The following is a 12,926-nucleotide window of genomic DNA, read 5'->3' as shown; positions in this document are numbered from 1 at the left end:
ATCCTGTCTCTGAACTTGAAAAGTGCGAAGAGTCTATGCTATGACTGACTGGTCAGTCAATATGAATGGAATGAAATTTGAATAGCGTCCGTAATTGGTGATTGGGCCTGGGTGCGTTGACGCTTAGATGTCGCGCTCAAAGGTGCGAGGCCGGGGTACAGATTGGATTTTTGGGGCGTTGTTTATAGGTGGATCGCCTGCAGTCTGCATGATGCTTCATTAAGGAGTTCTTTGATATTATGTCCCTGAAACCGTCGTATTAATGTCCGCATTCGACGCTATGGTGTTTATGTTTGTATTTTAGGAATATCAGTTTGTGATTGGACCTGAAGGGTTGGGATTGGGGGCATGAAAGAGCGCGGATCGAATCCAAATACCCCCGGTGGGCCAGACAAGACGGCGGTATTGTCCCAAAAGGACAGTGGTGATCTGCCATTGCTTGCTGTGGACCGTGCAGCGCAAGATCACGAGAAACCGCGCAGAAGGACCTTCCTGTCAGGCTTGAAAAAATTAAGGTTTATCCCGCTGGTCGTTCTGTTGATTGGTATTGGTGGGTTTATTGGCCTGTATTTCCAGCCACCCGGATTGCAGAAATTCATGCAGATTACAGGCCTTGAGCCGGGGGCGGGTACATCCCATCCCATTGCTCTGCCTGTGGATCGACCGCCAGAATCTCCATCGAAGGACACGCTGCCGGATACGATTGTCGGTCTGGGGAAATTGATTCCGGATGGCGATGTCACAATTGTCGCCATGCCTTCTCAGGCCGGGGATGCGCGTGTTGCACAATTGCATGTGATAGAGGGGGAGCGCGTGACCGCAGGAACCCTGTTGGCCACGTTGGACACGGAAAAGAAGTTAAAGGCGGCGGTCGATGCGGCCGTGGCGACAGTTGAAACCCGTCAAGCGAATTTGGCGGAAATACGTGATACCGTTATGGCAAATCGGGCTGAAGCCAAGGCTGCCCTATCGCGTGCAGAGGCCGCCGTCAGCACAGCGAAAAGTGATTTTGAGCGGTTCCGGGATCTGAAAGAAAAGGGATATGCAACCGCGGCTGTTTTTGAAGCCAAGCGTACGGCCTATGAACAATCGGTTCAGGATGTGGAAAGCGCCCGAGCCAAATTATCCAGGTACGATTTCACCGAATTACAGATGCAGAAAGATGTGGTGGTCGCGACTCGGGAACTGGCCGCAGCACAAGCTGAATTGCGCCGTTCGGAGGCGCAATTGGACGATGCCTACGTCTGGGCCCCCTCATCGGGCACAATTCTTAGTCTGGATGTCAGAGTGGGTGAAAGGCCCGGATCCAAAGGATTGCTGAAACTGGGTAATATTGACCAAATGACAGCAGAGGTTGAGGTCTATCAATCCATGATTGCCGCTGTGGCGGTGGGGGCTTCGGTCACAATTGAGTCGGATGCTTTGCCCAATCCCCTGGAGGGGATCGTCGAGAAAATTGGATATCAGGTGAAGCCGCAAACCGTTACCGATAGTGACCCGGCCGCAAATACGGATGCCCGGGTGGTGACGGTGACGGTTAAACTGTCACCGGACGCGTCGGTTATCGCCCAGCGCTATACAAATCTGCAGGTTACCGCGCGAATTGCGGTCACGGCCGGCGCGGTAAGACCGTGACCGCGCTGCTGACGGCGTTGTTCGGACGATTGCCAATTGGCTGGTTGCAATTGCGCCATAATCGGGCGCGCTTTGCTGCCGCACTTGCCGGTGTCGCCTTTGCCAATGTTCTGGTTTTTATGCAAATCGGCTTCTTTGGAGCGCTGTTGGAAAGCATTCGGATGCCCTATACGGAAATGGATGCAGATCTGCTGATAAGCGCGTCGGACACAAATACTCTGACTGACGGCAGCCCGGTCCCCAGACAGCGGATGTATCAGGCCCTTGGCGTGCCAGGAGTTGCGCAGGCAACAGCCCTTTTACTTGGCAAGATCGATTGGAAACAACCCGATGGAACAGAGCGCGCCTTAAACGTTTTTGGCATTGATCCAACAGCGAACGTATTTCGATCTGATGATATCAACAAGCGGCAGGCGGATCTGATGCTTTCGGATACAGCCTTGATTGATCACAAGACCCGCAATGTTCTGCCGGCTGATCTGTTTGACCGCATTGATAGTGGACACCCCTATGAGTTCGAAACAAAAGGCCGCCGCATCACAGTTTATGGCACTTTTGGCATTGGGGGTGGATTCGGGGCGGATGGACATCTTATTGTCTCTGATCAGACATTCTTGAAACTATTTCCACAGCGTGTTGCCGGGGCACCAAACTTTATACTGGTGCGGGTGGACTCTGGCGTGGTGATTGCTGATATCCTGCCGAAATTGAGGGCGGTGCTGCCTGCATCGGACACACAGGTCCGGACAATTGCACAGGCGGTTCAGAAAGATCAGAATTTTCAAACCACCCAGAAACCGGTTGGCGTTGTGTTTGGGTTCGGCATCATCATTGGAACATTGGTCGGTGTGATCATTGTCTATCAGGTTTTGTCCAGTGATGTCGCCGATCACTTGAGGGAATATGCAACCTTTAAGGCGATCGGATATGGTCCTTGGTTCTTTATCGGTATTGTGTTTGAAGAAGCACTGATTCTGGCCTTGTTTGGCTTTGTTCCCAGCGTATTGATTTCCATGGGATTGTACAAACTGGTGGAGATCGGTACGGGGTTGCCAATCTATATGACCGCGGCCCGACCGATCTATATCCTGATCGGGACCATCGCTATGTGTACGATATCAGGCGCTATCGCGACCAGGCGTCTAGTGCGCGCCGATCCGGCCGATTTGTTTTAGGGGGGCCTATGGCGCAGACGTATCCATCCATTCAGATCAAGGGGTTAAACCATTGGTTCGGGGAGGGAGAGGCCCGTAAGCAGGTTCTGTTTAATATCGACCTGACTATTGAAACAGGCCAGTTGGTTATCCTGATGGGGGCGTCGGGCTCCGGGAAAACCACTTTGCTGACCCTGATCGGGTGTCTGCGTGTAATTCAGGACGGCAGCGCCCTGCTGATGGGGCATGAATTGCAAGGCGCGGATGAAGCGCTAATGATTCAGTCCCGAAAACGGTTGGGCTTTATCTTTCAAGCACATAACCTGCATGAAAGTCTGACGGCCATGCAGAATGTCCGCATGGGATTGGAAGTACATGGTCCGATCGCAATGCGCGATTGGAGGTCGGCAGCCAGCCGCTGCCTTATCTTGATGGGGCTGCAGGATCGGATGGATTATTTGCCGGGCAATCTGTCCGGGGGACAAAAACAACGCGTGGCGGTTGCCCGTGCGCTGGTTGGCAATCCTGATGTGATTCTGGCGGATGAACCAACGGCCGCCCTGGATAAAGACAGTGGCTATGAGGTTGTCGCGCTGCTGAAACGATTGGGAAAAAAACGGGGCACAACCACCCTGATGGTGACCCACGATCCCCGTATTATGGACATGGCAGACCGCATCATCACAATGGAAGACGGACGCATCCTGCCAGAAACATAACGGAACTATTGCAGGCTTGGCGCTGCCGAGTGATCCACGAAAAGATCAGTGATAGCGGGATCATCAGGATAAGGATGGGTCCCCTTTTCCTCACCCGGATAGGCTTCCGCCCTTAGGTTGGTTGTCAGCGGACCCGGGTCAATCAGATGAATGCCAAGCGCGGTCTTCTGAACCTCCAACTGATAACATTTCACCAGGCTTTCCAGGCCTGCCTTGCTGGCTGCATAGACACTCCAGAACGCTTTGGGCTGACTGGCGATCTGGCAGGTGACAAACAAGGCGCGACCCGATGGGGACAGGCGCAACAATGGGTCATAGGCGCGGATCAGCCGTTGATTGACCGTCAGGTTCAGGTGCAGCGTGCGATCCCAGGTCTTCTGGTCCAGATGGTGGGTGGGGGTCAGGACACCCAATTGCGCCGCCGCACTGACCAGGATATCCAACTTGCCGAACCGCTCGTGAATGGAAGCCGCCATTCGGTCGATATTGTCTGGCTCAAATAGATCCATCGGCGCCAGAGTGGCTTTTCCGCCGGCCTTGCGGATTTCGTCATCAATTTCTTCCAGGCCTCCGACCGTGCGGGCGGTCAGAATGACATGCGCCCCTTCCGCAGCAAATCGCTTGGCCACCGCAGCACCCAGCCCTCGGCTGGCCCCGGTGATGAGGGCGAGACGTCCTTCAAGGCGTTTTGTCATGTAAACTATCCTGCTTTCTGTTCTCTCAACAAAGAGAGCTGCGCTGGCTGACCCCCGCTGTCACCGAAATCCGTCAGGCGGATCGGGTAATCACCAGAAAAGCAGGCGTCGCAATAGGCCGGCTTTGCCGGGTCGCGACCCGTATGGCCCATTGCGCGATACAGGCCATCCATGGTGATAAAGGTCAGTGTGTCACAGCCAATGGCCTGGCGCATTTCTTCATGGCTCATGCGGGCTGCCATCAACTGGCTGCGTTCTGGCGTATCGACGCCATAGTAACAGCTGTATGTGGTTGGCGGGCTGGCGATGCACATATGAACCGCCGTTGCCCCGGCGGCACGGATCATTTCGACAATCTTGCGCGATGTGGTGCCGCGCACGATGGAATCATCGATCAGCACGACCCGCTTGCCTTCAATCACCGCGCGATTGGCATTGTGTTTCAGCTTCACGCCCAAATGCCGGATTTCATCGGTCGGCTCAATAAAGGTGCGCCCGACATAGTGATTGCGAATGATGCCGTACTCGAACGGGACGCCGCTTTCTTCCGCATATCCGATGGCGCTGGGCACCCCGGAATCCGGGATCGGGACGATCACATCCGCTTCGACTGGATGTTCCCGGGCCAGTTCACGGCCAATCGCCTTGCGCGCGGTATAGACTGAATGGCCTTCCACAATGCTGTCAGGGCGTGAGAAATAGATATATTCAAATACACAGAACCGTTCCGCCATTTTAGGGAAGGGGAATTGGCTGTGGACGCCCTTTTCGTCAATGACGATCAATTCGCCGGGCAGGACATCGCGGACTTTTTCCGCCCCCATAATGTCCAGGCCACAGGTTTCAGACGCCAGAATATAGGCCGTTGAGTCTTTGGATGGCTCGCTTAATTTCCCCAGAACCAGCGGGCGCACGCCCATTGGATCGCGCACGCCGATCAGCTTTTTACGGCTCATGCAGACCAGGGAATAGGCCCCTTCAACGCGACGCAGGGCGGCGACCAGACGTTCGGTCAGGTTGCCCTGGGCATGGGCCATCAAATGGATCAGGGTTTCCGTATCCGTCGTTGATTGGAAAATTGCGCCGTGTTTCACCAATTCCTTACGCAGCCGCAGCGCGTTGGTCAGGTTGCCATTATGGGCAACGGCCAGGCCCCCGAATTCAAAATCTGCAAACAGGGGCTGGATGTTGCGCACCATATCGCCGCCGGTGGTGGAGTATCGGTTATGTCCGATGGCGGCAAAGCCTTTCAGCTTTTCAACAATGCCCCGATTTTTATCAAAGACATCACCGACCTGACCGGTTTCCCGGTGGGCATGAAATTCTTTGCCGTCAAAGGAGACAATGCCCGTCGCCTCCTGTCCGCGATGCTGCAGGGCATGCAGGCCCAGCGCTGTGTGTTTTGAGGCATCTTCGGTGCCGAAGATACCAAAGACGGCACATTCCTCATGGAACTTGTCATCGTCGAAAGGGTTCGTACTGACGTCTAGGGTCATCGTGTCAGGTCCTATTGGTTGGCCGAGCTGTCGATTACATTTTGCAGACTGTCATTCTGGGATGAGGAATAACCAGCCTCCCCCGCTTTTTTGCCGCTATCGACGGGCGGCTGCATGACGCGTTGGACATCTTCCACTGTGTTTACTGTCTGGCGACCTTTTTCCAGCTTTTCCAGAATATAGCCGCCAACGTCTTTTGGCAGCGATTCCAGGATCGTAACACCGCCGACCCGAACCAGGGTATAGGATCGGCTGTCTCTTACGCTTTGCGGGATTGAGGATTCGTTAAAAATCAGGACGGCTCCCAGCAGGATGATGCACGCCAATACATACCCGACCCCAAGCCCCGCGACAAATCCCAAGGCGCGATTGATCGATCCCAACGGGCTTTCTTTTGCCACATGGGACAGGATGGAGCTTAAGATCATCAGGATCACCAGCGACCCGGCAAAAAGCGCCGCACCGGCTGCAATATCGGCGAATAATTCCTGAGAAATCTGTTCCCGCGCGAAGGCCTGTGCATGGGGATAGCCCAGCACCGTGACCGTCAGTGCCCCGACCCAGGCCCCAATGCCGGTGACCAATCCAACGAACCCCCAATAGGCCGCCAGCAAACCAAACAGCGCGATGCTGCCCAGAACCACCATATCGGTCGTGGTGAAGGGAAGGCTGTCCATTCAAGACCTCCGCCCAGTTCCGTCTTTCAATGCATGAAAGACGGATGGGAAAAAAGTTTCAGGTACCCAGTTAAACAAACACCGTTTGGTACTATCGCCTGGCGTCCGCGTCCAGAATGCGAATTGGCCCATCGCTGGACGATTCCAAATCACGGATCAATTGCGACACATCACTGATCGCGTTGATCGCAATATCATCCGCCTTACTTTCTTTCGCAGCCCGGCCTTTCGGCGCGATGGCGCTGGTAAAGCCCAGTTTTCCGGCCTCTTTAAGGCGCGCATCGGGTCGACCGACCGCGCGAACCTCGCCAGACAGGCCCACTTCGCCAAAAACGACTGTGCGCATCGGCACTGGAATTCCGGTCAGCGAGGACACAATCGCCGCCGCCACGGCCAAGTCTGCAGCAGGTTCGCCGATTCGCAGGCCGCCTGCGACGTTCAAATAGACATCTCGACCAGATAAATCCAGCCCCCCGCGCGCTTCTAACACAGCCAACAGCATCGCCAGGCGGTTGCTGTCCCATCCAACGACGGCGCGGCGTGGGGTTCCCAAGGCAGATGGAGCCACCAGAGCCTGGATTTCCACCAGCATCGGGCGCGATCCCTCTATCCCCGCAAAGACGGCTGCCCCCGCAACGCCATCCTGTCGATCCGCCAGAAACAGGGCAGAGGGGTTCTTAACCTCTTCCAACCCGCGTTCTGTCATATCAAAGACGCCGATTTCGTCTGTCGGGCCAAAGCGATTCTTAACCCCGCGCAGAATGCGGAAGGGATGGCCGCGCTCCCCTTCAAAATACAGGACCGTATCGACCATATGTTCCAGCACGCGAGGCCCGGCGATTGCCCCTTCTTTGGTCACATGGCCCACCAACAGGATTGCCGTGCCACGACGCTTTGCCACGCGGATCAATTCCTGGGCGCTGGCGCGAACCTGACCCACCGTGCCGGGTGCGGAATCCAGCAGATCGACATACATGGTCTGAATGGAATCAATGACCGCCACCCGCGCCCCGTCGGGTCGATCCAGGGAGGCCAGGATATCGCGCACAGAGGTCGCCGCTGCCAGTTCCACCTTTGTGTCAGACACATTCAGCCGCTGGGCGCGCATGCGGATCTGTTCAATCGCTTCCTCGCCAGAGATGTAGGCGACGCTGGCATGGGCACTTAACGCTGCGGCAGCCTGCAGCAGTAAGGTGGATTTCCCAATGCCCGGATCTCCGCCAATCAAGGTTGCGGACCCATCAACCAGCCCGCCCCCCAGAACGCGATCCAGTTCATCAATACCGGATTTCAGGCGGGGTCGTTGTTCGCTGTCGCCTTTCAAGCCAACGAAATCCAAGGCCTTACCCGACCCCCCGGACCCGGATCGCTTGCCCCCGCCAATCGGGGTCGCCTCAACGGTTTCCTCTACAATGGAATTCCACGCCTCACAGGCATCGCACTTGCCTGCCCAGCGCGGTGTCACCGCCCCGCATTCCTGACAGACGAATCTTTTCTGCGGTTTAGCCATGAAGCGACCGCCTGACGTCAGGGATCCATGAAATTGGCCACCATTGCTCATGCCCCGTCTCTTTTGAGGAGGGAGGATGCCTCTGTTTTCCCTCCCCCTTGAGGGGGGAGGATGGCTCTGTCTTTCCCTCCCCCTTGAGGGGGGAGGATGGCTCTGTTTTTCCCTCCCCCTTGAGGGGGGAGGGTCGGGGTGGGGGTGACAAGGCCGCAAGGCCTTTGCCTGTATCAGACTGGATTGCGGAGGAGAGATCACCCCCCTCCCAACCTCCCCCCCTCAAGGGGGGAGGGGTAAAATATGGGGCTCCCCCCCTCAAGGGGGGAGGGGTAAGATATGGGGCTCCCCCCCTCAAGGGGGGAGGGGTAAAATATGGGGCTCCCCCCCTCAAGGGGGGAGGGGTAAGATATGAGGCTCCCCCCTTTAAGGGGAGAGGGATCAACTCTTCAACTCTTGTTGGCATCTCCGCGCAGGCGCGACGCCTCGGCCAATCGCACAAAATGCCACGAGCCGTGATGGACGCCGGATTACCTCCGGGAGCACGGTAGAGGGCGACATCGTTCGCTTTGTGCATCGCTGCCATGGCTATAGTTTTCGCAGTTCCATCTTGATCGGACCTTCGGCGCTGCCGGTGATGAATTGATCGACATAGGGATTGCCAGAATGGTCGATATTCGCGACCGGGCCGTCCCAGATCACCTTGCCCTGATACAGCATCGCCATGCGGTCGGCGATGCGTCTGGCGCTGGCCATGTCATGGGTGATGGTGATTGCCGTCGCGCCGACCTGTTTCACACATTTTACGATCAGTTCGTCAATCACATGGCCCATGATCGGGTCCAGGCCCGTCGTCGGCTCGTCAAAGAAGATGATATCGGGGTCACCGGCAATGGCGCGCGCCAGCCCGACACGTTTGCGCATCCCGCCAGACAGTTCCGCCGGGGACAGGGCCCCGACATCGGCGGTAAGGCCAACCTGGGCCAGCTTTTCAATCGCAACCTCTTTCGCCGGTCCGCGCCGCATGCCTTTACCCTGGATCAGGCCGAAAGCGACATTCTCCCAGACCGGCAGGCTGTCAAACAGGGCGGCATTCTGGAACAGCATGCCAATCCTGGCATTGACCTTTTCCCGGTCCCCTTTGGACAGATGGGTGACGGGCTGGCCATCGATTTCTATTTCCCCCTGTTCCGGCTCCATCAGGCCCAGGATGCATTTCAGCATGACCGACTTTCCCGTCCCGGACCCGCCAATGATCACAACCGATTCCTGGGGCATCACATCCAGCGTGAATCCCTGCAGAATGCGCTTCTGCCCAAAGCTTTTATGCACATCGGTCAATCGGATCTTTGGGGTGGTTTCTGGGGCCTGGGTCATTGTGCGAAGAACATCTCCGTAATCAGGTAATTCGCGATCAGGATCAGGATCGAGGCGCTGACCACAGCATTGGTTGTCGCCGCCCCGACGCCCTGAGCCCCGCCGCGGCTGTTAAAGCCATGATAACAGCCCATCAGCGCCACCAGAAACCCGAACACGGCCGCCTTAACCAGGCCGGAGATAACGTCCTGCGCCTCAATAAAGTTCCAGGTGTTGATCAGATAGGTCTGTTCATTAAAGCCCAGCTTGAACACGCTGACGACATAGCCGCCGAAAATCCCCATGATATCGCCGATCAGCACCAGGAAGGGCAGCATTGTCACCCCGGCCAGAAGGCGCGGCACAATCAGATATTTCATCGGGTTGGTCGACAGGGTTTCCAGGGCATCGACCTGTTCCGTGACGCGCATAGTGCCCAATTCTGCCGCCATGGCCGCCCCGATCCGCCCGGCGATCATCAGGCCCGCCAGAACTGGCGATAATTCCCGCGTAATCGACAGCGCAACGACGGAAGGAATTGCCCCTTCGGCGGAAAACCGGGCAAAGCCGGTATGGCTCTGCAGCGCCAGAACCATGCCGGCAAACAGCGTCGTCAAACCGACCACAGGCAGGGAATAATAGCCGATATCAATGATCTGGCGCAGGATCAGGCGCGGATAGAAGGGCGGGCGCACGCAATGGCTGATCCCGGTCAGGGCAAAAACGGTCAACCGCCCGGTCGCCGCCAGGAATTTCAGAAAACCGGCGCCCAGCGCCCGGACCGGATTCATGCAGTCTCTCCATCTGATTGGCCAAGATAGTGACGCGCATAGCGCTGGCCCAAAGAGGTTAAGATTTCATAGCCGATCGTGCCCGCTTTGTCTGCAACCGCATCAATATCCTGATGCGGGCCGATCAGATTAAGGCTGTCGCCCGGGCCGATTTGGGGCGCGGCGGTGATATCGACTGTGATCAGATCCATGGAGACTCGACCGACAATCGGCATTTCGATATCTCCTGTCCAGGCAGAGGCATTGTTGCTGAGGGAGCGCAGAAACCCATCCGCATAGCCGACCGCGAGGGTGGCAATCCGGGTCGGTCCCTGAACCCGATGGCTGGCACCGTATCCGACGCTTTCCGGGGCGTCAATCTGACGGATTTGCAGGATTCTGGCATCCAGAGAAATCGTCGGTTTCAGCGGGTTGGGCGCGACCCTATTGGGGCGCACGCCATACAGGGCAACGCCCGGACGGATCCAGTCGAAATGCCAGTCCTGCCCCAGAAATGAGGCGCTGGACGCCGCCAGCATACCGCCTTCCGCCGCCTTTGGCAGATGTTTCAGGCAGGTGGCGAAGTATTGTTGCTGGCGTCGATTCGTCGGGTCGTCTGGCGTATCGGCACAGGCCATGTGGGACATGATAAAGCGCAGATTTATCCCATCGAGTCGCGATGGCTGCTCCATCAGCACCCGGGCTTCCAGCCGGTCCAGCCCGGTGCGGCTCATGCCCGTATCGATATGCAGCACGGCGGGCAGGGCCTTCCCCTGATCTCCACAGAAACGCTGCCAGCCCTCAACCTGTCCCAGATCATTCAGGCAGGGCCATATATCATACTGGGCATAGACCGCTGCCTGACCTGGCATCAGGCCGTTCATCACACAAATCCGGGGCCGCGTATTCCAGGGCGTGTTTGATCCCGGTTTCAGGGCGGATGCTAAGGCGATCCCTTCGTCCAGATGCGCAACAAAGAAGGTATCGCAGCCCTCCGCCACCAGACGCCGCGCCACCGGGGCCAGCCCCAGCCCATAGCCATCGGCCTTCACCACCGCCGCACAGCATTTATGCGCCGTCAGATCCTGCAAATACCGCCAATTCGACGCCACCGCATCCAGATCAATCGTCAATACCGTGGGGCTATGGGGAAATCCAGACGTCATGGGCACTCACCTTGCTTTTTAGGATGCCCTTTCATGACGGGCGAAGCGGGAAAGTGCAAGGGGGAGGGAGCTGGACAGGAACTTAACAAATTCTAACTTTTCTAAAATTCAATTTTTTAGTAGCGTGAAAGCAACAAAACATAATCATAGGTTGCTAAAGAAATTCTGAATGTAAGTTTTAGATTACAATTATCAACGGGTTTTTCCCGAAATATTGGCAAGGGAGATACACACTATGACTGTTTCGAATCATAAAAGTTCACCAATATCTGGGCAGCCGAGGCCCTTGCATCCGAAACCAAATCAACATTCTTTGAGACAGATACCAATTATTCGATTTGTGGGAAATCTTAGAGGAAATGATCCAGAAGATATTTCAAATCGGGCTCGGTTCGAAGCTATAAAGTGGTTGCGAAATCGATCCCCTGGATTTCCAGATGAAGCAATAAATGGCAATAGCTTCGATCATCCGGTTCCCGGAGCCCATACATCAGTTGTTAGGCTTCAAATAGAAAGTTTAGATTTTTGGGCCGCTCGTTTGGACTATTCTGCCGATAATGGTGTTTGGGTAACAGAGCAGTTAATCGCTATTAATAAAGAAGACTTATCTGTGAGTTATGGGTTGCGTTTAACACTTTCGACCCGCGAAGAAAATCCAATATATTCGGCTACAATACCAGGTGTGCTGAGGCAAATAGTTGAGAAAGTTGGAATGAGTAGAAATGGCCGAGATGTTTCATTGTTTCCAGGGCTCATAAGTAAAGAAGAAGAAGTTAATTCTTTAGTTGATCTGATAACGGATAGAAGACGAAAGAGACCAATAATAGTAGCATCTCTTGCAGAAGATGAGGAAAAATATACGAGCTCTTACCCAATTGATATGCATGGCCTTGCTAGAAAAACAGTAGGTTTGTCTCATGTCTATATGATCACAGGACCTGCCGCATTCATTTTGTCAGATCGTTTAGGTAAACCTCTTTCGGTTTTTAATCGCGCCATCAGAACATATCGCCCAGGACTAAATTTTGAAGATGTTGACCCATATCAACACCCTATCGCAATGCGGCATGTTGTTGAAAACTGGGATGGTATAGGTGGCAAAGCGTTTGAAGATTATCTTGTTCAAATGTCTGCTTTGGAAAGCATCAAGCAGTTTGACCCGGAGAGAGATGTTCCTGGATTTCTTGCTATAAAAACTGCCGCGACTGAATCACGCAGAAAAGAAGCGCTAGAAGAGCAAAAGAAAAATGTGGAGCATACGCAGCCTAATAAGGAAATCATTACTTTATATGAAAGTGAAATTGCTGATCTTGATAAGAATGCAAAGGAATGGCAGCAACTTGCACTTGGTGAGGAAGACTCTCGCAGAAAAATGGAAATTGAAAGAGATCAACTTAAAGCTCAGGTCGCCTGGATGCGGGATCGTATAGATCATCTAGAGAGCGTTGATGGAAAGGAAATGAACGACGCTAGAAATCCCCTTTTAAATATTCCTGAAGCATACAAAGATATAAAAGATTGGACAGATAAGTATTATTCTGGACGAATTGTATTATCAAGCCGAGCGACTAGGGCGTTAAAAAATGCTGAGTTCTCAGATATTGGACTAGTTTGTAAATGCATAAGTTTGCTAGGCTCAGGACTCATAACCAATAAATGACCGTCGCGGCGATAGCGATTGTGCTGAGGAAAGCGTGAGCGCATCTGTCGTATCGCGTGGCGACGCGCCGCCAGTCCTTGAGGCGTCCAAATAGTCG

Annotated in this window: 11 protein-coding genes and 1 pseudogene; 4 read left to right on the top strand and 8 right to left on the bottom strand. The window is 54.8% G+C overall.

What is annotated here, in order from left to right; genetic code table 11:
• Positions 1-348: 348 nt before the first annotated feature.
• The 3 genes from ACOSDM_RS14550 to ACOSDM_RS14540 are packed head-to-tail and all read left to right on the top strand — an operon-like array spanning position 349 to position 3,508.
• Entirely contained in the window at positions 349-1,635 is a 1,287-nt protein-coding gene (locus tag ACOSDM_RS14550; protein ID WP_420725268.1) for an HlyD family efflux transporter periplasmic adaptor subunit, read from the top strand.
• Complete coding sequence (gene devC / locus ACOSDM_RS14545; RefSeq protein ID WP_420725267.1) at positions 1,632-2,810, top strand: ABC transporter permease DevC; 1,179 nt, start codon at positions 1,632-1,634, stop codon at positions 2,808-2,810. Before ACOSDM_RS14550 ends, devC begins: the two co-directional genes overlap by 4 nt.
• An 8-nt stretch (positions 2,811-2,818) precedes the next feature.
• Positions 2,819-3,508: an ATP-binding cassette domain-containing protein gene (locus ACOSDM_RS14540; RefSeq protein WP_420725266.1), complete on the top strand. Its 690-nt coding sequence runs from the start codon at positions 2,819-2,821 to the stop codon at positions 3,506-3,508.
• Between the two features lie 5 nt (positions 3,509-3,513).
• On the opposite strand, the gene ACOSDM_RS14535 is transcribed toward ACOSDM_RS14540, so the two are convergent.
• The 7 genes from ACOSDM_RS14535 to alr form a co-directional block, all read right to left on the bottom strand.
• The gene (locus ACOSDM_RS14535; RefSeq protein ID WP_420725265.1) at positions 3,514-4,203 is read right to left on the bottom strand and encodes an SDR family NAD(P)-dependent oxidoreductase; all 690 of its coding nucleotides are present in this window, start codon (positions 4,201-4,203) and stop codon (positions 3,514-3,516) included.
• A 5-nt stretch (positions 4,204-4,208) separates the two neighbouring features.
• Positions 4,209-5,699 carry an amidophosphoribosyltransferase gene (gene purF / locus ACOSDM_RS14530; RefSeq protein ID WP_420725264.1) on the bottom strand — a complete coding sequence of 497 codons (1,491 nt, stop codon included), beginning with the start codon at positions 5,697-5,699 and terminating at the stop codon, positions 4,209-4,211.
• Between the two features lie 11 nt (positions 5,700-5,710).
• The gene (locus ACOSDM_RS14525) at positions 5,711-6,376 is read right to left on the bottom strand and encodes a CvpA family protein (protein ID WP_420725263.1); all 666 of its coding nucleotides are present in this window, start codon (positions 6,374-6,376) and stop codon (positions 5,711-5,713) included.
• Between the two features lie 91 nt (positions 6,377-6,467).
• Entirely contained in the window at positions 6,468-7,886 is a 1,419-nt protein-coding gene (gene radA, locus ACOSDM_RS14520; protein WP_420725440.1) for a DNA repair protein RadA, read from the bottom strand.
• 579 nt (positions 7,887-8,465) lie between these two features.
• Positions 8,466-9,254, bottom strand: coding sequence for an ABC transporter ATP-binding protein (locus ACOSDM_RS14515; protein WP_420725262.1), 789 nt, complete (start codon positions 9,252-9,254; stop codon positions 8,466-8,468).
• On the bottom strand, positions 9,251-10,024 hold the full coding sequence (locus tag ACOSDM_RS14510) for an MlaE family ABC transporter permease (protein WP_420725261.1): 774 nt from the start codon (positions 10,022-10,024) through the stop codon (positions 9,251-9,253). The genes ACOSDM_RS14515 and ACOSDM_RS14510 overlap by 4 nt, the downstream gene beginning before the upstream one ends.
• Positions 10,021-11,169 carry an alanine racemase gene (gene alr / locus ACOSDM_RS14505; RefSeq protein ID WP_420725260.1) on the bottom strand — a complete coding sequence of 383 codons (1,149 nt, stop codon included), beginning with the start codon at positions 11,167-11,169 and terminating at the stop codon, positions 10,021-10,023. The genes ACOSDM_RS14510 and alr overlap by 4 nt, the downstream gene beginning before the upstream one ends.
• Before the next feature lie 235 nt (positions 11,170-11,404).
• On the opposite strand from alr, the gene ACOSDM_RS14500 reads away from it, so the two are divergent.
• Positions 11,405-12,829 (top strand): hypothetical protein, encoded by a 1,425-nt coding sequence (locus ACOSDM_RS14500; RefSeq protein WP_420725259.1) that lies wholly within the window; start codon positions 11,405-11,407, stop codon positions 12,827-12,829.
• Here ACOSDM_RS14500 and ACOSDM_RS14495 read toward each other — a convergent pair.
• Positions 12,813-12,926, bottom strand: a pseudogene (locus ACOSDM_RS14495) (IS5/IS1182 family transposase); the annotation flags it as partial. The gene ACOSDM_RS14500 and the pseudogene ACOSDM_RS14495 sit on opposite strands and share 17 nt — an antisense overlap.

This window comes from Hwanghaeella sp. LZ110, from assembly GCF_048892525.1.
Taxonomy (GTDB): Bacteria; Pseudomonadota; Alphaproteobacteria; order UBA8366; family Aestuariispiraceae; genus Pacificispira.
Note: the sequence above shows the minus strand (reverse complement) of the source record. Positions and strands in the feature narration are given on the sequence as shown.